The organism is Rhodobacter capsulatus (genome assembly GCF_052363185.1).
Classification (GTDB): domain Bacteria; phylum Pseudomonadota; class Alphaproteobacteria; order Rhodobacterales; family Rhodobacteraceae; genus Rhodobacter; species Rhodobacter capsulatus_E.
Map to the genome: position 1 here is coordinate 1757307 of NZ_CP198955.1, position 21012 is coordinate 1778318.

Below are 21012 nucleotides of genomic sequence, written 5' to 3' on the forward strand. Positions count from 1 at the left end.
CCGAGGGGCTTATTTCAGAATCGCACGGCCCATGTATTCGGCGGTCTCGCCCAGCATTTCCTCGATGCGGATCAGCTGGTTGTATTTCGCCAGCCGGTCAGACCGCGCCAGCGAGCCGGTCTTGATCTGGCCGCAGTTCGTCGCCACCGCCAGATCGGCGATCGTCGCATCCTCGGTCTCGCCCGAGCGGTGCGACATGACGTTGGTGTAGCGCGCGCGATGCGCCATATCGACCGCCTTCAGCGTTTCGGACAGCGAGCCGATCTGGTTCACCTTCACCAGCATCGCATTGGCGACGCCTTTCTTGATGCCCTCGGCCAGACGCGCCGGGTTGGTGACGAAGAGATCGTCGCCCACCAGCTGCACCTTGTCGCCCAAAGCATCGGTCAGCAGCTTCCAGCCGTCCCAGTCATCCTCGGCGCAGCCGTCCTCGATCGAGATGATCGGATATTCGCTGCAAAGCTTGGCCAGATAATCGACATTCTCGGCCGAGGTCAGCGACAGGCCCTCGCCCTTCATCTCGTATTTGCCGCCCTTGAAATATTCGGTCGAGGCGCAGTCGAGCGCCAGATAGATATCCTCGCCCGGCTTGTAGCCCGCCTTTTCGATCGCCTTCAGGATGAAGTCGAGCGCGTCACGGGTCGAGGCGAGCATCGGCGCAAAGCCGCCCTCATCGCCAAGGCCGGTCGACAAGCCCTTGGCCGAAAGCTCTTTCTTCAGCGTGTGGAAGACTTCGGACCCCATACGCACGGCGTCGCGGATATTGCCCGCGGAAACCGGCATGATCATGAATTCCTGAATGTCGATCGGGTTGTCGGCATGTTCGCCGCCGTTGATGATGTTCATCATCGGCACCGGCAGGACGCGGGCCGAGGTGCCGCCGACATAGCGGTAAAGCGGCTGCGCGGTGAAATCGGCGGCGGCTTTCGCGCAGGCGAGCGACACGCCCAGAATGGCATTCGCGCCCAGACGGCCCTTGTTGTGGGTGCCATCGAGCTCGATCATCAGCTTGTCGATGCCTTCCTGATCGGTGACGTCTTCGCCCACCAGATTTTCGGCGATCTCGCCATTCACCGCCATCACGGCTTCCAGCACGCCCTTGCCCATGTAGCGCGCCTTGTCGCCATCGCGGCGTTCCACCGCCTCATGCGCGCCGGTCGAGGCGCCCGAGGGCACGGCGGCGCGGCCCATCGTGCCGTCTTCGAGGGTCACGTCCACCTCGACGGTCGGATTGCCGCGGCTGTCAAGGATTTCACGCGCGTGGATGTCGATGATCGTGCTCATGGGAGTGCTCCGATTGAAAAATCGCCCTCTGCATAGCCCAATGCAGCCGCAGCGAAAAGGGTCTTGATAGCGGTAACGGCGGTGTTAGCGTCCGACTTTTCGTGAATTTTTCGCGTCAGGCGGCGGGGGGCTCGGCCTTGGCCAGACGGCGCTGGCGGGCCAGCGTGTAAAGCCCCGAGGCCACGATGACCGCGCCGCCGATCAGCGTCCAGCGGTCGGGGGATTCGGCAAAGACCGCCCAGCCGATGATCAGCGCAAAGATCAGCCGCGTGTAGCGGAAGGGGGTGATCACCGAAACCTCGCCCAGCCGCATCGCCGCGATCAGCGCGTAATAGCCCGCCGTGCCAAAGATCAGCGCCGCCGCGATCGAGGCCAGATCGAAGGCGGTGGGCAGGATCATCGGCCCCTGAAACGGAACAAGCAGCGCGCCCGCGGGAATCACCGAAGCAAATCCATAGGTTGCCAGCTGCATCGAGGTGATGGATTTCGGCACCCGGCGCGTCACCACATCGCGCGCGGCAAGGCCCAGCACGGCGACGACGGCGAAAAGCGAGAGCACCGAAAACCCCTCGGTGCCGGGGCGGATCACGATCAAGACGCCCAGGAAACCGACGCCAATGGCCGACCAGCGCCGCCAGCCGACCTGCTCGCCCAGAAACAGCGCCGCGCCCAGCGTCACCGCCAAAGGCGTCGCCTGCAAGATCGCCGAGGCCTGCGCAAGCGGCGTGAAGGCCACGGCGCAGACGAAGGCCAAGGTGCCGATCAACTCGCCGAAATTGCGCCAGATGACGGCCGGGGCCAGCAGATCGCGCGACAAAAGCCGGTCGCCATTGCGCAAGGCCAGCGTTGCGAAAATCGCCGTGCCGCCGATGCCCAGAAGCATCAGCACCTGACCCACCGGCAGATGCCCGGCCAGGAATTTCACACACATGTCCTCGATGGCGAAGCCCGCCATCGCCAGCACCATCAGCAGACTGCCACGCAGATTTTCAACACCATGTCCCATGCGCCGAGCCCTGCCAGCGCGCCCGAAAAAGGTCCAGCGCGCGATTGTATCCGCCACAAGTCAGGTGCCGCAGAAGGTGCGGGTGACGCGCTCTTCGGCGGTGGGGGCGGCTTCGAAGGCGGCGAAATCCTCCTCGGGGTCGAACGGATGGGCGAGTGCTGCCAGCAGCCGGTGGAACGGCGCGAAATCCCCGGCGACCGCGGCGGTGATCATCTCCTCGATGCGGTGGTTGCGCGGGATGCGCACCGGATTTGCCGCCGCCAGCACCGCCTGCGGCACCACCTCGCGCGCCAATCGCGCCTGCCAGAGCGGTTCCCAGCTGTCGAAAGCCGCCGGATCGGCAAATTCCGCCCGCGCCCGTCCGGTGGCCAGACCGCGGAAGCTGCGGGTGAAATCGGCGCCTTCGGTGGCCATGCGCGACAGCAGGGCCTCGATCAGCGGGCGGTCCTCGGGGGTGGCTCGGGCCAGACCGATCTTGCGCCCCATGCGGAACAGCCATTCGGCCTGATAGGCGGGGGTGAAGCCATCCAGCACCGCCTGCGCCTGCTCCACCGCCGCCGGGCCCGGCCCGATCAGCGGCAACAGGCACGAGGCCAGCTGCGCCAGATTCCACAGCGCGATCTGCGGCTGGTTCGCATAGGCATAGCGGCCATAGCTGTCGATGGCGGAAAACTTCGTCTGCGGGTGATAGGCATCCAGAAAGGCGCAGGGGCCATAGTCGATCGTCTCGCCCGAGAGCGCGCAATTGTCGGTGTTCATCACCCCATGGATGAAGCCGAAAGACATCCACTGGGCCACCAGCTTCGCCTGCGCCGCCACCGCGGCCGCCAGCAGGCCAAGCGGCCCCTCGGCCTCGGGGTAATGGCGCGACAGCGTGTAATCGCAAAGCGTTGCCAGCGCATCCTCGTCGCCGCGCGCGGCGAAATATTCAAAGGTGCCCACCCGGATATGGCTGGCCGCCACCCGCGCGATCACCGCGCCCGGGCGCACGAAGCCCTCGCGATAGACCGGGCTTCCGGTCAGCACCGCGCCCAGCGCCCGCGTCGTCGGCACCCCCAGCGCCGCCATGGTTTCCGACACCAGATATTCGCGCAAAACCGGCCCGAGCCAGGCCCGGCCATCGCCCCCGCGCGACCAGGGCGTGCGCCCCGCCCCCTTCAGCACCAGATCGAAGCGGGCCTCATCGGGCGTGACGATCTCGCCCAGCAAGATCGCCCGGCCATCGCCCAGTTGCGGCACGAAGCCGCCGAATTGATGCCCGGCATAGGCCTGCGCGATCGGCTCGGCGCCCTCGGGCACCAGATTGCCCGCCAGAACCGCCGTGCCCTCGGCGCTTTCCAGCCAGACCGCGTCGATCCCCAACCGCGCCGCCAGCGCCCGGTTCACCACAACCGGAGCGGGTGCCGCCCCCGGGGTCGGGTCCTGCCGGGCAAAGAACCGCTCGGGCAGGCGGGCATAGGACGGGTCAAAGGCCAGACGCATTCCCTAACATTTGGCCGCGATGCACATTTGGTCAAGGGAAAGTGCGTATTTGCACCAAGAAAAAGCCGGTGTTTTCCTTGGTTCAAATACGCTTCTGTCTCACAGCCGGGACAGGCGCGTGGTCAGCAGGGTGAAGAAGCCCTCGGCATCGACCTCGCGCAGGAAAAGCGCGTTCGGCTCGCGCGGGGTCACCCGCCACCAGTCGGCGACGGTCATGCCCAGGGTCAGTTCGGAATGGGTCTCGATCTCGACATTGATGAAGCGGCCCTCGAAGAGATCGGGGCGCAGCAGCCAGGCGATGACGCAGGGGTCATGCAGCGGCGCCCCTTCGGAGCCGTATTTCGTCATGTCGAAGCGTTCGAAGAAATCGGTCCAGCTGGCGACGGCGGCGCCGACGGGGGTGTTCAGGGCCCGGAACGCCTCGATCCGCGGCCTTGTGGTCAGCGCCTTATGCGTCGCGTCAAGCGGCACGACCACCAGCGGCGCCCCGGATTTGAACACGATTTCCGCGGCTTGCGGGTCAACATAGATATTGAACTCGGCCGCCGGGGTGGTGTTGCCGACCTCGAAATAGGCGCCGCCCATCAGCACGATCTGCTCGACCTTGGAGATGATCTCGGGGGCGCGGCGAAAGGCGGTGGCGATATTCGTCAGCGGCCCGAGCGGGCAAAGCGTGACCGTCCCCGGGGCCTCATGGCGCAGCGTCTCGATGATGAAATCGACCGCATGGAGGTCTTGCAGGGCCATCGTGGGCTCGGGCAGGGCGATGCCATCGAGCCCGGTCTTGCCATGGACATATTCCGCCGTCACCAGCGGGCGCAGAAGCGGCCGGTCGCAGCCCGCAAAGACCCTGATGTCGCGCCGCCCGGCCAGTTCGCAGACGATGCGGGCGTTTTTCGTCGTCAGCGCCAAGGGCACATTGCCCGCGACGCAGGTGATCCCCAGCACCTCAAGCTCGGGGCTTGCCAGCGCCAGCAGGATCGCCACGGCGTCATCCTGTCCGGGGTCGGTGTCGATGATGATCTTGCGGGTCATGGGATGCTCCTTTGCCCCACCCTCGCCGAGCCGGGCGGGCTTGTCCAGACCGTTCGGTTCAGCCCGCCATCGCGGTTTCCAGCGCCTCAAGCGCCGCCATCCAAAGCTCCTCGGCGCGGCCCATCGCCTCGCGCGCCTCGGCATGCTTGAGCATCCACTTTTCGCGCTCACTCGCGCGGGCCGCCTCGTAAAGGGTCGGATCGGCAAGCTTTTCGTCCAGCTTGGCCAGCATCTCGGACAGTTTCTCGACCCGTTCCTCGCATTTGCGTGCATCAGAACGCAGCGCCAGAATCCGCTCGCGCGAGGGGGGCGCGGCCTTCTTCTCCACCGCTTTCGGCGCGGGGCGGTCCTCGGGATCGCCCGCCAGCAATTCGGCCCGGTAAGCCTCCAGATCGGCGGGGTAGGGCGCCACCGCGCCGCCCTTGACCAGCCAGAGCCGGTCGGCGACGAGGCTGAGCAAGTGCATGTCATGGCTGACAAGGATCACCGCGCCGGAATAGGCGGTCAGCGCCTCGACCAAAGCCTCGCGGCTTTCGATGTCCAGGTGGTTCGTCGGCTCGTCAAGGATCAGCAGATGCGGCGCGTCCAAAGTGGCCAGAAGCAGCGAGAGCCGCGCCTTCTGCCCGCCAGACAGCTTGCCCACCGCGGTTTCCGCCTGATCGGCCAGAAGCCCGAAGCCCGCCAACCGGGCGCGCAGCTTCGCCTGATGCTCCTCGGGGCGCAGGCGTTGCAGGTGAAGCAGCGGCGTCGCGGTCAGGTCCAGCTCGTCCACCTGATGCTGGGCGAAATAGCCGATCCGCAGTTTCGACGAGCGCGCAATCCGCCCCTCGCAGGTCTCAAGCTTGCCCGCCAAAAGCTTCGAGAGCGTCGATTTCCCCTCGCCGTTGCGGCCCAGAAGCGCGATCCGGTCATCTTGATCAATGCGCAGATTGAGCCGCCGCAGGATCGGTTTTTCGCCATAGCCCACCGCCGCGCCATCGAGCGTGATGATCGGCGGCGACAGCTGTTCCGGCACCGGGAAGCTGAAGACCTGTTTCGCCGCTTCCTCGGGGGCGGTGATCGGCTCCATCTTTTCCAGCATCTTCACGCGGGCCTGCGCCTGTGCGGCCTTCGTCGCCTTGGCCTTGAAGCGATCGACGAAGCTTTGCAGATGCGCGCGCCGCGCCTCCTGTTTCTTCGCCGCCGCCGCCAGATTGGCCCGTGCCGCGGCGCGTTGGCGGGCGAATTGATCGTAAGGCCCGTTCCACAAGGTCAGCTTGCGGTTTTCCAGATGCAGGATCGAGCCCACGGCACGGTTCAGCAGATCGCGGTCGTGGGAAATGATGATGACCGTATGCGGGTAGCGGGCCAGATATTGTTCGAGCCAAAGCGCCCCTTCGAGGTCGAGATAGTTCGTTGGCTCGTCCAGAAGCAGCAGATCGGGCTGGGCGAACAGCACGCCCGCCAGCGCGACGCGCATCCGCCAGCCGCCCGAGAAATCGGAACAGGGGCGGCGCTGCGCCTCGGCGTCAAAGCCAAGCCCGCGCAAAATGGCCGAAGCCCGCCCCTCGGCCGACCAGGCGTCGATATCGGCCAGCCGGGTCTGGATTTCCGCAATCCGCCCCGGATCGGTCGCCGTCTGCGATTCCGCCAAAAGATCCGCGCGTTCGGTATCGGCGGCCAGAACGGTGTCCAGAAGGCTCGTCTCCGAAGACGGCACCTCCTGCGCGACGCCGCCGATGCGGGCGCGCACAGGCAGGCAGATCTCGCCCGATTCGAGCGCGAGCTCCCCCCGGATCAGCCGGAACAGCGTGGTTTTCCCCGCGCCATTGGCGCCGACAAGGCCGACCTTGTGGCCGGTGGGAATGCGGGCCGAGGCTGCGTCGAACAGCGGGCGGCCCTCGATGGCATAGGTGATGGCGTCAAGCGTGAGCATGTCTTGGCTCTGCCTCAGCCGGGCGCGCGCGTCAATGGCGATGGGCCCCGGCCGGGTTTTGCGCATTTGTCGCATTTCCTGCCCAAAACGTCAGTGGCCCGGGGGTTTTCAACATCCCTGCCGCATGATAGCAGGCGCCAGACGCTTTTCTGACCGGCTTGCCGGTCCCCAACCAAAGAGGCTTCCCCTCATGGCCATCGAACGCACGCTTTCGATCATCAAACCCGACGCGACCCGCCGCAACCTCACCGGCAAGATCAATGCCAAATTCGAGGAAGCGGGCCTGCGCATCGTCGCGCAAAAACGCATCAAGCTGAGCCTGGAACAAGCGGGCAAATTCTACGAAGTCCACAAGGACCGCCCCTTCTATGGCGAGCTGTGCGAATTCATGGCGTCCGAGCCGGTCGTCGTGCAGGTGCTGGAAGGCGAAGGCGCGATCGCCAAGAACCGCGAAGTGATGGGCGCCACCAACCCGGCGAACGCCGCCGATGGCACCATCCGCAAGGAATTCGCCCTTTCGGTCGGTGAAAACTCGGTCCACGGCTCGGATGCGCCGGAAACCGCCGCGGTCGAAATCGCCTATTTCTTCTCGGGCCTCGAACTGGTCGGCTGATCGCCTGACCTTTGGGCTTGCGGTCAGCGCCGCAGGCCGACGCCAATTTCGTCAAGGGCCGCCTCGATCCCGGGGTGGCCCTTTTCCTTGCCCAGCGCCCGGGCCTTCAGCGCATCGAAGCTGACCCGCAGCGCGTCCTTTTCGGCGCCGCGGCAATCGTTCCAGGGGCGGCCCTGCAGCGCCATCACCAAGGCATAATAGCCGATGAAATGCGGCGGATTGCCCGCGCGCAGCCAGGCTTCATAGGCGGCCTCGGCGCCCATCGCGCGCAGCGCTTCGGCGCTGGCGATGCCCGCACGGGTGAAGCCCTCGGCGGTGGCGGGGCCGATGCCGGGAATGTCGGTGAGGGGAGAGGGAGAGGGGGACTGCATGGGACGCTCCGGATCAGAAGAAGTCTCCCTGATCAAGAGCCGTCCCGCAAGTCTGCGCGGCCTTCGGCCTGCGCGGCGGCGCCGGTTGACGGCCCCGGTCCGAGGGCCTCAGATCGAGGCCCAGTCGGTGATCGTCTTGCCAGCCTGCACGGGCTTTTCCGCGTGGCCCTGCTGCTGCGCCGAAGCTTTCGCCTCGGACTGTTGACGGTGCATGCCCTCCGGCTGATCGGAAGACACCATTCCCATTTGTTGCGTCTGTTGCATCTCGGGCCTCGCTTTGTCGCCTTGCCCCGTCATGGAGCGTCTGAATTGCGGCGACACTATGACGCAGCTAAACAGGCCCGCGCGAAAGTTCAACTCACGATGAAAGGAGCGTTAGCGTTACCCGAAAAGGCCGGGCGGAAAATGGCCGAGCCCGCGCCGGATTAGGGCGCGGGCGCGTGAGAACTCCGTTGATTTCGAAACATTTCCGTGAGGCGGGGCCTAGGCCTCAAGCTCGGCCGCAACCGCCGGACGGGCCCGCCCCGGGGCGCCGCAAATCGCGATGCGCGGCGCCCCGGGCAGGCGCAGCAGATGCTCCAGTGCGGCGTTGTCGCGCACCAGATCGCCGACCGAATGCGCATCCATCGCGGAATAGAACGCCTCCAGCGCGGCGCCGATCGCATCGCGGAACCGGCAGGCGCCGCACAGCGGGCAGGTGTTGTTGTCCCCGTCCAGACATTCGACGAAGGGCAGCACCGCCTCGAAGGTGCGCAAGACCTCGCCGACGCCGATCTCGTCCATGTTCCGTGCCAGCCGCAATCCGCCCGACCGCCCGCGTTGCGTCTCGATGAAGCCGCGCTGCGCCAGCGTGTTCACCACTTGCGCCAGGTGGTTTTCCGAAGCGTTGCAGGCCTCGGCGATTTCGTGCTTGCGCACGATCCTGTCGCCGTTCACGGCGCAGAACATCAGGGTGCGCATTGCCAGGTTGGTCCGTGTCGTCAGTCGCATGCTGGCTCCAGGGGTTGCCGAAAACGGGATAAGGCATGTCACAGATATGATTTTGACATATGTCAGGATTTTGCGGCGAATGACAGTGCAACGGTGTCCTTGCGGCAATATGTCTGTGAGGTGTTTCTTTTCCCGCCGCGGCTTTGGGCGCCGACCTGCAAGCGTGCCAAAAACTCAGGCGCGCAGGGGGTCTGCGCGCCTGATCCGGGGTCAATCGGGCCGGGTTCAGTTCATCTGTTCCGGTTTCGGCGTCTGGGCGCTGCGCACCGGCAGGATCGGATGCACGACTTCGGGCTGCTCGCCGGTCAGCGCGCCCAGGAAGGCGGTGATCTGATCCACCTGGGTGTCGTCAAGCTCTGCGCCCAGCTGCGAATTCGCCATCACCGAGACCGCCTCGCGCAGATCCCAGACCATGCCGGAGTGGAAATAGGGCGCGGTCAGCGCGATGTTGCGCAAGGGGCCGGCGCGGAAGACATATTCGTCATCCGCCGTCGCGGTCACCGCAAAGCGGCCCTTGTCGCCCGCGGGCAGCACGTCGGCGCCGGGTTTTTCGACCACGCCGAAGGGATAATAGCCGTTGCCGCCAATGTTGATGCCATTGTGGCAAGCCGCGCAGCCGGTGTCGATGAAGAGCTTCAGCCCGGCCTTTTCATCCGCGCTCATCGCGCCATCGGCCCCCATCAGCCATTGGTCGAATTTCGAATTCGGCGTGATCAGCGTGGCCTCGAAAGCCTCGATCGCCAGCGCGAAATTGTCGAAGCTGATCGGATCGGGCTCGCCCGGGAAGGCCTTGGCAAAGGCGTCCACATAGCCCGGCATGGATTTCACCGTGGCGACAAGGTTTTCGGGCGTGTTGTTCATCTCGACGCCCGCCTGCACCGGGCCCTTGGCCTGCGCCGCCAGATCGGGGGCGCGGCCGTCCCAGAACTGCGCCACGTTGAAGACGGCATTGAGCGCGGTGGGCGCGTTGCGCGGCCCCTTTTGCCAGCCATGCCCGATCGAGGTTTCCAGCCCGTCCACCCCGCCCAGCCCGACATTGTGGCACGACTGGCACGAGAACACGCCCGAACGCGACATCCGCGGATCGAAGAACAGCATCGCACCGAGGTCGATCTTGTCGCGGGTGATCGCATTGCGGTCGGCCAGTTGCGGCGCCTGCATCGGGATCACTTCGAACAGGCCCTTGGCTTCTTCGCGCAGCGCCGCATCCTCGGCAAAAGCCGGGGCGGCAAGGATCGTCGTCAGTGCCATCAGTCCGGCAAGAGTGCGTTTCATCGGGGTCCTCCGTGGCTCGAATATAGAATATTTCTAACCTCACGGGGGCGTGACCGTCTTGATCTGGGTCAAATTAGAATAGGTCCAGATGTGGCGGGTTGCCGCAGGTTTTGATTGACACCTGCCGATCAACAGGGCGCAATGGTTTCAAAAGGGGACAGGTCATGGCACTGGAAGACGCGAAAAATCAGATAGATATGGCTTTCACGCGGGAAGATCCGCGCGGCCTTGCCTTCGAGAATGCCTTTGCCGGCGCGACCTCGTTCCTGCGGCGGCGCTACACCAAGGACCTGATTGGCATCGACCTTGCGGTGACCGGCGTGCCCTTCGATCAGGCGGTGACGCATCGGCCGGGCACCCGCTTCGGGCCGCGGGCGCTGCGCGAGGCCTCGACGCTGCAGGCCTTCGACGCGCCCTATGGCTGGGGTTTTGATCCGTTCACCGAACTCGCGATTGCCGATTACGGCGATCTGGCCTTCGACTATGCCCATACGGCCAGCTTCCCCGACCGGGTCACCGATCACATCGCGGGCATTCTGGCGCAGGGCGCGGGGGCGATCACGCTGGGGGGCGATCACTTCATCACCCTGCCGATCCTGCGCGCCTTTGCCGCCCATCACGGCCCCGTCGCGCTGATCCATTTCGACGCCCATTCCGACAGCTGGGCCGATGACGACATGAGCCGGATCGACCACGGCACCTTCCTTTACAAGGCGTTGAAACTGGGCGTCGTCGCGTCTGAGACCACCGTTTCCGTCGGCATCCGCACCGACAACCCCGACACCTGCGGCGTGACGATCCTCGATGCGCCCTTCGTGCATCAGGCGGGGGGTGGCCGAAACTGTGACACGGATCAAGGCGGTGGTGGGCGACCGGCCGACCTATATCAGCTTCGACATCGACTGCCTCGACCCGGCCTTTGCGCCGGGCACCGGCACGCCGGTCTGGGGCGGTCTGGCCAGCTGGCAGGCGGCGGCGATCCTGCGCGGGCTGGCCGGGATCAACCTCGTCGGCGGCGATGTCGTCGAGGTCTCGCCGCCCTATGACCCCACCGGCGCCACCGCGATTGCGGGCGCCCATGTCGCCACGGAATTGATCGCGCTTTACGGTTATACCCGCCGCAAGGGGCCGAACGCACCGTGACGCAGGGCAGGGGGGCTTGCACAGTCTCGCCGCTCTGCCTACATCGCGCTCACCACCTCGCGCCCGATGGCGGCAAAACGGAGAGATCATGCGCAGCACCTTGCACTATTTCAGCTGGGCATTCGGGTTCACCGCCTTCGGGCTCGCCTTGGCGCTCTGGCTGGGCTTCACCTATGAACACACGACCCACGGGGCGCTGTCGTTCTTTTTCGTCGCCTGCGTGCTGGCGGTGCTGGAAATCTCGCTCTCCTTCGACAATGCGATCATCAACGCCAACAAGCTTGGCCAGATGACGCCCGAATGGCAGCGCCGCTTCCTGACCTGGGGGATCCTGATCGCCGTTTTCGGGATGCGGATCCTGTTTCCGCTGATCATCGTCGTCGTCGCCGCGGGCATCGGCCCGATCGAGGCGCTGCGCATCGCCGCGACGCAACCGGCGGAATATTCGCGCATCATCGGCGAGGCGCATCTGTCGATCGCGGCCTTTGGCGGCGCCTTCCTGATGATGGTGGCGCTGAGCTATTTCGTCGATGAAAGCAAGGAAGTGCACTGGTTTGTCGCGCTGGAACGGCGGCTCAGCTCCTGGGCCTCGATCCGCGGCATCGAGGTCGGTTTCCTGCTGGCGATCGTGCTGGCCTTCGCCTGGTGGCTGCCGACGAAGACCGAGGGCACCTTTCTGGTCGCCGCCTGCACCGGGCTTTTGACCTTCCTGGCCGTCGAGGGGCTGGGGCAGGTGCTCGACAAGGCCTCGCTCTCGGGCGATGTCGCCAAGGGCGGGCTGGGCGCCTTTCTTTACCTCGAGGTGCTCGATGCCTCGTTCAGCTTCGATGGCGTGATCGGCGCCTTTGCGCTGACGCAAAACCTGTTCCTGATCGCCATCGGCCTTGGCATCGGCGCGTTCTACGTCCGCTCGATGACGGTGATGCTGGTCGAACGGCAGGCGCTGAGCGAATTCCGCTATCTGGAACACGGGGCCTTCTGGTCGATCCTTGTCCTTTCGGTGGCGATGTTCGCCCAGACCCTGATGCATGTGCCCGAATGGGCGACCGGGCTTCTGGGCGTCGTCTTCATCGGGCTGAGCCTGATGTCCTCGCTGCGCTGGAGCCGGTCGAACGCGGCCTGAGAAGGGCCTTCGTTCAAAAGCACCGCATGGGGCCGGTTGGACCGGCCCCTTTGGTTTCTTTACGAAGCGTGGCGCAGCGCCGTCGTTTGCGTGCCGCCGCCGATGCGGAAGACCGCGCCCTGGGTCGACAGTTGGCCCGCCTGATCGCGCAGCACCGCCACCGCGGCCGAGCTTTCCTCGAACATCGCGGCGTTTTGCTGCGTCACCTGATCGAGCTGATTGACCGCCGAGGAAATCTCGCCAAGCCCCATCGCCTGTTCCGCCGCCGAATTGGCGATCGCCTGCACCAGCGTGTCCACCTCGGCCACCAGCGTGTCGATCTCGCCCAGCGCCTGACCCGAGGAATTGACCAGCTCCACCCCCTGACGCACCTGCCGCCCCGAGGTTTCGATCAGTTCGGCAATCTCGCGCGCGGCTTCGGAAGACCGCTGCGCCAGCGCCCGCACTTCGGAGGCGACAACGGCAAAGCCGCGCCCGGTCTCGCCCGCCCGCGCCGCCTCGACGCCCGCGTTCAGCGCCAGCAGATTGGTCTGGAAGGCGATATCGTCGATCACGCTGGTGATGCGCGAAATCTGTTCCGAGCTGCGGGCAATGTCGTTCATCGCCGCGATCGTCTGTTCGACGACGCGCCGCCCCTCGGTCGAGCGGTGCCGGGCCTTGCCGACGGCGCCCGCCGCATTGCGCGCCCCGCTTGACGAGCTGTCCACCGAGGAGGCCAGCTGGTTGATCGCCGCCGCGGTTTCTTCGAGCGAGGCGGCCTGGGTTTCGGTGCGCCGCCCCAGTTCCGCCGAAGCGCCCGACAGGCTTTCGGTCTCGCTCTGGATCGCGCCCGCGCTGTCAAGGATCGAGCCGACCAGTTCCGCCATCCGGCCGATCGCCTCGTTGTAATTGTGGCGCAGGGTTTCGAATTCCGCCGCCATCGGCCGATCAAGCCGGTGGTCAAGCTCGCCCGCGCTCATCGCCGCGATCGCCTGCTGGAACGCGAGAATCGCCGCCTTGCGCGCGGTGATGTCGGTGGCGAATTTCACCACCTTGTAGGGCTTGCCCTCGGCATCAAGGATCGGGTTGTAGCTGGCCTGAATCCAGACGTCCTGACCGGATTTCCCGATCCGGCGGAATTCGCCCACCTGCGGCTGTCCGGCGCGCAGATCGGCCCAGAACTGCCGATAGGCCGGGCTGTCGCGGTCTTCGGGGCTCAGGAAGGTGGCATGCGGCTTGCCGACGATCTCGGGCAGTGCATAGCCCATCGCCTGCAGGAAAATATCGTTCGCGGTCAGCGTCTTGCCGTTCATGTCGAATTCGATCGTGGCCTGCGAGCGGTTCAGCGCCGCGATCTGCCCGGCCTGATCGAGCGCCACTTTCTTGACCTCGGTGACGTCATAGGCGAATTTCACGATCCCGCTCAGCTTGCCATCCAGCCCGAACAGCGGGTTGTAGGTGGCGCGCAGCCAGATTTCGCGGCCGTTCTTGCCAAGGCGCAGGAATTCCCCCTCGATCAACTGGCCCGCGCGCAGGCTGTTCCAGAACTGCGCATAGTCGGTCTGATCGGCCTTGCCCGCGGGCATGAACATGCTGTGATGCTTGCCGACGATCTCGGCCGCGGTGTAGCCCGTCACCTGCAGGAAATTCGCGTTCGCCTCGACCACAAGGCCGTCAAGGCCGAATTCGATCACCGCGGCAGAGCGGCAGACGGCTTGCATCATCGCCTCCATCCGCTTGGCGCTCCTTGTCTTTTCCGTCACATCGGCGGCAAAGTTCACCACCTGCGTGACCTTGCCCGCCGCGTCGCGGACCGGCACATAGGTGGCCTCGATCCAGACGGTGTCGCCATTCTTGCGCCGACGCGCCGCGGTGACGCGCTGCACCTCGCCCGCGCGCAGCCCGTCCCAGAACGGCCCGGTGCCGATGCGGGCGGCGTCTTCGGGCGGCAGCACCACGGCGATGGACTTGCCCGTCAGTTCGTCGGGCGCATAGCCCATCAGGGCGCTGTAAACCGGGTTCGCCTGTTCGATCTTGCCGCCCATGTCGAAGATGATCACCGCCAGAGCGGTTTCGACAGCGGTTTTTTCGGCTTTTTCAAGGACAGTCTCGACGGGGGACTTCGAACGGAACAACATGATGACTCCAGTGCGGCATGGCAGCGACGTCACCTTAGGCCCCGGGTCTTGCCGAGCGGTTAATCCCGATGCGAATTTTCCCTTTTCCGCTCAGCCTTTTGCCCAGCTCTGGATCACCTTGATGTAATTCGCCCGCTCATAGCCCTCCGGGTCCTCGATCGCGCCATGCGCCAGCATCCCCCGCACCGCGCCCAGATGGTTCACGCCGCGCGCCGCCAGCCAGTCCTCCAGCCCGCGCACCAGAACCTCCATATGCCCCGGCCCGTGCCGCAGCAGCGCCGAGGTGGTCATCACCACATCCGCCCCCGCCAGCAGATAACGCACCACATCCTCGGCGTTTTCCACCCCGGTCGAAGCCGCGATGGACCCGCCCAGCCGCCCCGACAGCACCCCCACCCAAAGCATCGGCAGCCGCATCTCGTGACGGCTCGACAGCTGCAGCGAGGGGGTGACGGTCAGGCCGACCGGGTCGATCTCGGGCTGATAGAAGCGGTTGAACAGCACCACCCCGCGCGCCCCCGCCGTGATGATCTGCCGGGCCATATGCGCGGGGGCGGAAAAATAGGGGCCGATCTTCACCGAGACCGGGATCTGCACCGTTTCGCAGACCGCCTCCACCACATCCAGCGTGCGCCGCTCCACATCCGCGCCCGAAACCGTCGGATCGGTGGGCAGGAAATAGACGTTCAGCTCGATCGCCGCAGCACCAGCCTCGGCCATGTCATGGGCGGTGTCGGTCCAGCCGCTGTCGGTCGTGCCGTTGATCGAGGCGATGACCGGGATCGGCAGCTCTTTCGCCGCCTTTTCGATCAGCCCGAGCGTGTTCGAACTGTCAAAGGCAAAGGCCGCCTGGGTCGGAAAATAGCTCAGCGCCTCGCCATAGCTTTCGGTGCCATGTTCGACCAGCTGATCCAGAATGCGCTGTTCGTGCCAGATCTGTTCCTCGAAGACCGAGGGCAGCACCACCGCCCCCGCGCCGCCATCGGCCAGCTGCTTGAGCACATCGAGCCGCGCATTCAGCGGGCTGGGCGAGGCGACGACGGGGCTTGGCAGCTCAAGGCCCAGATAGCGGGTTTTCAGATCCATTCCGGGGTCCTCACATCTTGCCTGCCGCGCCCAGCGCACGGGCCGGGTCGGGTCCTGCATCCATACGCGCAAAGTCCTCGTAACTGCGATATTTTTCAAGCACCGCCTGTTGCGCTTCGGTCAGAAGGGCGGCCGCCTCCTCGGGGCGGGTCGCGGCAAGGGCGGAATAGCGCAATTCGTTATAGGCATAATCCTTGAAGGGCAGGGTCGGGCGGGGGCTGTCCAGCCGGAACGGCGCTTGCCCGGTGCCGCGCAGCTGCGGGTCATAGCGCAGAAGCGGCCAGTAGCCCGAGGCGACGGCGCGGTCCTGCTGGTCAAGCCCGCGGCGGATGTCGAAGCCATGCGCGATGCAATGGCTGTAAGCCAGGATGAGGGAGGGGCCGTCATAGGCCTCGGCCTCGCGGAAGGCCTGCAGGGTTTGCTGCGGATTGGCCCCCATCGCCACCTGCGCCACATAGACATTGCCGTAAGCGACGGCCTGCAACGCCAGATCCTTGCGCGCGGTGCGCTTGCCCGCGGCGGCGAATTTCGCAATCGCGCCAAGGGGGGTGGCCTTCGATGCCTGACCGCCGGTGTTCGAATAGACCTCGGTATCCATGACCAGGATATTCACGTTGCGCCCCGAGGCCAGAACGTGATCCAGCCCGCCATAGCCGATGTCATAGGCCCAGCCATCGCCACCGACGATCCAGATCGACCGGCGCACCAGATGGTCGATCACACTCAGCAGATGTTGCGCGTTGGGCGCATCGCGATGGGCCAGAAGCCGGGTTTTCAGCGTCGCCACCCGCTCGCGCTGCGCCCGGATCTCGCTTTCGCGGATCTGCGGTGCGCTCAGGATCGCCGCCACCAGATCCTCGCCGACCTCGGGGGCCATTTCGGCGGCCAGGTTGCGCGCAAGCTCCAGATGCTTGTCGGCCGCAAGCCGGAAGCCCAGACCGAATTCGGCGTTATCCTCAAAGAGCGAATTCGCCCAGGCCGGGCCCCGGCCCTCGGCGTTCTTCGTCCAGGGCGTCACCGGCAGGTTCCCCGAATAGATCGAGGAACAGCCGGTGGCATTGGCGATCATCAGCCGGTCGCCGAAAAGCTGGGACAAAAGCTTGACATAGGGGGTTTCCCCGCAACCCGCGCAGGCGCCCGAGAATTCGAACAAGGGTTCAAGGAATTGCACGCCGCGGACATTGGCGAAATCGACGCGGGCGCGGTCATTCACCGGCAGATGCGCAAAGAAGGCCATCGCCTTGCGGGCATCGTCCAGCAGCGCGGCCTTGTCGGTGAGGTTGATCGCCTTGACGCCCGGTTCGACCGGGCTTTGCGCCGGGCAGGCCTCGATGCAGAGCCCGCAGCCGGTGCAATCCTCGACATGGAATTGCAGGCTGAACCGCGCGCCCGGATAGCCGCGGGCATTGACCGGGGCGGATTTGAACCCCTCGGGCGCGCCCTCGAGCAGGTCTTCGTCGAAGTATTTCGCGCGGATGACCGAATGCGGGCAGACGAAGGAACATTGCCCGCACTGGATGCACAGATCCTGTCGCCAGGCGGGCACCTCGTCGGCGACGTTGCGTTTTTCCCAGGCGGCGGTTCCGGTCGGGAAGGTGCCATCGGCGGGCAGAAGGCTGACCGGGATCTCGTCGCCGCGGTCCTCCATCATCGGCGCGGTGACGCGGCGGACGAAGTCGGGCGCGGTCGGCGGCACGACGGGCGGGCGCTCGAAGCCCGAGGTGACGGCGCTTGGCACGGTGACCTGATGCAGCCGTTCCAGCGCGCCATCGACCGCGGCCCAGTTCTGTTCGATCACCCGTTTGCCCTTGCGGCCATAGGTTTTCTTGATCGCGGCCTTGATCTGCGCGATCGCCTCTTCGCGGGGAAGCACGCCCGAGAGCGCAAAGAAACAGGTTTGCAGGATGGTGTTGGTGCGCCGCCCCAAGCCCACCTCGCGCGCGGCCCGGTTGGCGTCGATGACGTGAAGCTTCAGCCCCTTGTCGATGATCGTCTGTTGCGCGGACCTTGGCAGCCGATCCCAGACCGTGTCGGGCCCGAAAGGCGCGTTCAGAAGCACCGTCGCCCCCGGTGCCGCCACGCGCAGGATGTCGATTTTCGATAGGAAGGGGAATTGGTGGCAGGCGACGAAATTCGCCTGATGGATCAGATAGGGCGCCTTGATCGGTCGCGGGCCAAAGCGCAGATGCGAGACCGTCTGCGCGCCGGACTTGTGGCTGTCATAGACGAAATAGCCCTGCGCAAACAGGCCCGCCTCCTCGGCCAGGATCTTGACCGAATTCTTGTTGGCGCCCACCGTGCCATCGGCCCCAAGGCCGAAAAAGACCGCGCGAACAACATCTTCGGGTTCGGTGTTGAAGGTTTGATCGACGGGCAGGCTGGTGAAGCTGACATCATCGGTGATGCCGACGGTAAAGCCCTGCTTCGGGGCGTCTTTCGCCAGCTCGTCGTAAACCGCCTTCACCTGCGCCGGATCGAAATCCTTCGACGACAGCCCATAGCGCCCGCCGGTGATGCGCGGCATCAAAGCGCGTTTGCCAGTGGCCACGGCCTCGGCCAAGGTGGCCACGACATCCAGGAACAGCGGCTCTCCGGGCGCACCGGGTTCCTTGCAACGATCCAGCACGGCCAGCTTGGTGCAAGTGGCGGGCAGGGCGGCCAGAATCGCCTCGGCCGGGAAGGGGCGGTAAAGCCGCACAATGAGCGCGCCCAGTTTCTCGCCCCGCGCGGTCAGGGCCGTCAAAGCCTCTTCGACCACCTCGGCGCCCGAGCCCATGATCACGATCACGCGGGTTGCCGCGGGATCGCCCAGATAATCGACTAGGGAGTAATGCCGCCCGGTCAGGGCGCCAAGCCGCGCCATTTCCTCGGCGACGATCGCGGGCACGGCGGCGTGGAACGGATTGCCCGCCTCGCGGCCCTGAAAGAACACATCGGGGTTTTGCGCCGTGCCGCGCACCACCGGATTGTCGGGCGAGAGCGCCCGGGCGCGATGGGCGCGCACCAGATCATCGTCGATCATCGCCCGGATCGTCTCATCCGGGATCAGCCGCAGCGTGTTGACCTCGTGGCTGGTGCGGAAACCGTCGAAGAAATGCACAAACGGCACGCGGGCGCGCAAAGTCGCCGCCTGCGCGATCAGTGCCATGTCGTGGGCCTCCTGCACCGAAGCCGAGGCCAGCATGGCAAAGCCCGCGGATCGCACCGCCATCACATCGGAATGATCGCCAAAGATCGACAGCGCATGGGTGGCAAGCGCCCGGGCCGCGACATGAAAGACCGTCGGCGTCAACTCGCCCGCGATCTTGAACATGTTCGGGATCATCAGCATCAGCCCTTGCGAGGCGGTGAAGGTCGTCGTCATCGCGCCGGCCTGCAACGCGCCATGCACGGCGCCCGCGGCCCCGGCCTCGGACTGCATTTCCTGAATCACGGGCACATTGCCCCAGATGTTGCGGATCTCGCGCGCGGCCCATTCGTCGGCCAGCTCCGCCATGGTGGAAGACGGCGTGATCGGATAGATGCCGCAGACCTCGTTCACCCGATAGGCGATGTGGGCCACCGCGGTATTGCCGTCCATCACCGCCTGCAGCCCGACCGTGGCGGGGGTGTGGTGTTCGGCCATGCTGTCACGCATCGGAGGCCTCCTCGGGGATCATCTCAAGCGCCCCGCAGGGGCATTGTTCGGCGCAGCTGCTGCAGCCGGTGCATTTCGTCAGGTCGATCCGATAGCCGCGGCCGGGGCCGTGCTTGACGATCGCCTGTTCCGGGCAGGCGGCAAAGCAGTTGTCGCATTCGTAGCACTGGCCGCAGGAATAGCAGCGTTGCGCCTCGTAGCGGGCTTCCCTTGTGGTCAGCCCCTTCAGGATTTCCTGAAATCCGCCCAGCCGCCGGGCCTCGGCCAGACGGCGCTGTTCGCTTTGCAGCGCATCGGCATAGACCGGCAGGTTGAGACAGGAAAACCCGGCCAAAGGGGCAGGGGGCTTGGGCTGATGGACCGTCCCCGCCAGCCAGGCGTCGATATGGCGCGCGGCCAATTTGCCATGCCCGGTCGAGATGGTGACGGATTGTTGCGCAGGCACCATGTCGCCGCCCGCGAAAATCCCCGCCGCCCCGGTCTGCATGTCGGGGCCGACGATCACCGCGCCATCGGGCGTGAAGGCAAGCCCCGGCACCGCCTGCAGAAAGCCGCTGTCCGATTGCTGACCCAGCGCCAGCACCAGCGCGTCCGCCGAAAGCGTCTCGATCTCGCCTGTCGGCTGCGGGCGGCCCTCGGCATCCAGTTCCATCCGCTCGACCTGCAAATCGGAGCCCGAGATTTCCCGGATCGTCGTCAGCCAGCGGATCTTCACGCCTTCTTCCAGCGCCTCGTCGGCCTCGAATCCATGCGCGGGCATATGGGCGCGGTCGCGCCGGTAGACGATGATGGTTTCCGTGGCGCCCAGACGCTTGGCCGTGCGCGCCGCATCCATCGCGGTATTGCCGCCGCCGTAAACGACGACGCGACGGCCGAGCAGCGGCGGCGCGGCAGAGGAGGTGTCGCGCAACAGCGTCACCGCATCCAGCACCCGGGCGGCATCGCGGGCGGGGATTTCGACGCGCTTGCCCATCCCGGCGCCGATCGCCAGAAAGACCGCGTCAAAGCCCCCCGCCGTCTTTTCCGCCATCAGGTCGGTGACCTTGTGGTTGAGCGTGATCTTGACGCCGAGCGCCTCGATCCGCGCCACATCGGCGGCGAGTTCCGCCCGCGGCATGCGGTAAGCGGGAATGCCGAAATGCATCATCCCGCCCGCCACCGGACCGGCCTCGCGGATTTCGACATCATGCCCCAGACGCGCCAGATGATAGGCGGCAGACAACCCCGCAGGCCCCGCGCCGACGATCAGCACGCGCTTGCCCGTGGCGTCGCGCAGGCGGTGGAAAGCCCAGCCCTCGCGCGTGGCCATGTCGCCCAGAAAGCGTTCGACCGCATGGATCGACACGGCGCTGTCCACCTCGCCCCGGTTGCAGCCCGACTCGCAGGGGTGATAGCAGACGCGGCCATGCACGGCAGGCATCGGGTTGTCTTCGGTCAGTTTTTCCCAGGCCTGGCGGTAGCGGCCTTCCTGGGCCAGCGCGAGCCAGGCGCGGATGTTTTCGCCCGCCGGGCAGGCGGCCTGACAGGGCGGCGTCAGCGTGACATAGACGGGATGCTGGCTGCGCACCGGTCCCGTGCTGCCCCGCGATCCGCTTGGAACGATCGAGGGCGTCAAATCCCGTAGCCGCGTGCTCATGGTCTTCTCCGGTGGTGGTCCCGACCGGGCAAGCCTAGCGCGCCCGCGCAAAGGCGTGCATGATTTGGATCATTTCCAAAAAGATGTGCGCGGCTGATGGGGGATTTGGGCCGAGGCCATCGCCGAGGCCCTGCGGGACGTTTGTCCCGTGACCGCCGAGGGCCCAAAGGCCCTCGGGCAGCGCCCGCCCCGCCCATGGCGGGCGCTTCTCGCCCGCCGGGTCGGGCGCCGCCCTCTGTCGCGCGTGGGGCTGGGTGGTCTTGTGAACGCGGGGGCACGACGGGCGGGGAAACGCGGAT

At 65.8% G+C, this 21012-nt stretch carries 14 protein-coding genes and 1 pseudogene; 3 read left to right on the plus strand and 12 right to left on the minus strand.

Features of this window, described 5'->3' with window-relative positions:
* Positions 1-9 precede the first annotated feature (9 nt).
* The 5 genes from eno to ACTTAG_RS08755 all read right to left on the minus strand — a co-directional run bounded on the left by eno (position 10) and on the right by ACTTAG_RS08755 (position 6722).
* On the minus strand, positions 10-1284 hold the full coding sequence (gene eno / locus ACTTAG_RS08735) for a phosphopyruvate hydratase (RefSeq protein ID WP_444465099.1): 1275 nt from the start codon (positions 1282-1284) through the stop codon (positions 10-12).
* Positions 1285-1399: 115 nt separating this feature from the next.
* Entirely contained in the window at positions 1400-2290 is an 891-nt protein-coding gene (locus tag ACTTAG_RS08740; protein WP_444465100.1) for a DMT family transporter, read from the minus strand.
* Positions 2291-2350: 60 nt separating this feature from the next.
* Positions 2351-3772, minus strand: coding sequence for a protein adenylyltransferase SelO (locus tag ACTTAG_RS08745; protein ID WP_444465101.1), 1422 nt, complete (start codon positions 3770-3772; stop codon positions 2351-2353).
* Positions 3773-3871: 99 nt separating this feature from the next.
* A complete protein-coding gene (locus tag ACTTAG_RS08750) occupies positions 3872-4807 on the minus strand; it encodes a nucleoside hydrolase (RefSeq protein ID WP_444465102.1) in 936 nt (311 codons plus the stop codon).
* Positions 4808-4865: 58 nt separating this feature from the next.
* Positions 4866-6722 carry an ABC-F family ATP-binding cassette domain-containing protein gene (locus tag ACTTAG_RS08755; protein WP_444465103.1) on the minus strand — a complete coding sequence of 619 codons (1857 nt, stop codon included), beginning with the start codon at positions 6720-6722 and terminating at the stop codon, positions 4866-4868.
* A 190-nt stretch (positions 6723-6912) separates the two neighbouring features.
* Between ACTTAG_RS08755 and ndk the strand changes: the two genes are divergently transcribed.
* A complete protein-coding gene (ndk, locus tag ACTTAG_RS08760) occupies positions 6913-7335 on the plus strand; it encodes a nucleoside-diphosphate kinase (protein WP_444465104.1) in 423 nt (140 codons plus the stop codon).
* Positions 7336-7358: 23 nt separating this feature from the next.
* On the opposite strand, the gene ACTTAG_RS08765 is transcribed toward ndk, so the two are convergent.
* The 3 genes from ACTTAG_RS08765 to ACTTAG_RS08775 all read right to left on the minus strand — a co-directional run bounded on the left by ACTTAG_RS08765 (position 7359) and on the right by ACTTAG_RS08775 (position 9971).
* On the minus strand, positions 7359-7706 hold the full coding sequence (locus ACTTAG_RS08765) for a TfoX/Sxy family DNA transformation protein (RefSeq protein ID WP_444465105.1): 348 nt from the start codon (positions 7704-7706) through the stop codon (positions 7359-7361).
* A gap of 483 nt (positions 7707-8189) precedes the next feature.
* A complete protein-coding gene (locus ACTTAG_RS08770) occupies positions 8190-8696 on the minus strand; it encodes an RrF2 family transcriptional regulator (protein WP_444465106.1) in 507 nt (168 codons plus the stop codon).
* 225 nt (positions 8697-8921) lie between these two features.
* Positions 8922-9971 (minus strand): cytochrome-c peroxidase, encoded by a 1050-nt coding sequence (locus ACTTAG_RS08775; protein ID WP_444465107.1) that lies wholly within the window; start codon positions 9969-9971, stop codon positions 8922-8924.
* A 164-nt stretch (positions 9972-10135) separates the two neighbouring features.
* On the opposite strand from ACTTAG_RS08775, the pseudogene speB reads away from it, so the two are divergent.
* Both speB and ACTTAG_RS08785 read left to right on the plus strand, forming a co-directional pair.
* Positions 10136-11114, plus strand: a pseudogene (gene speB, locus ACTTAG_RS08780) (agmatinase).
* Between the two features lie 88 nt (positions 11115-11202).
* The gene (locus ACTTAG_RS08785; protein WP_444465108.1) at positions 11203-12237 is read left to right on the plus strand and encodes a DUF475 domain-containing protein; all 1035 of its coding nucleotides are present in this window, start codon (positions 11203-11205) and stop codon (positions 12235-12237) included.
* A 59-nt stretch (positions 12238-12296) separates the two neighbouring features.
* Here ACTTAG_RS08785 and ACTTAG_RS08790 read toward each other — a convergent pair whose 3' ends face one another.
* The 4 genes from ACTTAG_RS08790 to ACTTAG_RS08805 all read right to left on the minus strand — a co-directional run bounded on the left by ACTTAG_RS08790 (position 12297) and on the right by ACTTAG_RS08805 (position 20713).
* Complete coding sequence (locus ACTTAG_RS08790) at positions 12297-14354, minus strand: methyl-accepting chemotaxis protein (protein ID WP_444465109.1); 2058 nt, start codon at positions 14352-14354, stop codon at positions 12297-12299.
* Between the two features lie 90 nt (positions 14355-14444).
* The gene (locus ACTTAG_RS08795) at positions 14445-15440 is read right to left on the minus strand and encodes a dihydroorotate dehydrogenase-like protein (protein ID WP_444465110.1); all 996 of its coding nucleotides are present in this window, start codon (positions 15438-15440) and stop codon (positions 14445-14447) included.
* A 10-nt stretch (positions 15441-15450) separates the two neighbouring features.
* Positions 15451-19077 carry a pyruvate:ferredoxin (flavodoxin) oxidoreductase gene (gene nifJ, locus ACTTAG_RS08800; RefSeq protein ID WP_444465111.1) on the minus strand — a complete coding sequence of 1209 codons (3627 nt, stop codon included), beginning with the start codon at positions 19075-19077 and terminating at the stop codon, positions 15451-15453.
* Positions 19070-20713: an NAD(P)-binding protein gene (locus tag ACTTAG_RS08805; protein WP_444465112.1), complete on the minus strand. Its 1644-nt coding sequence runs from the start codon at positions 20711-20713 to the stop codon at positions 19070-19072. Before ACTTAG_RS08805 ends, nifJ begins: the two co-directional genes overlap by 8 nt.
* Positions 20714-21012: the final 299 nt, after the last annotated feature.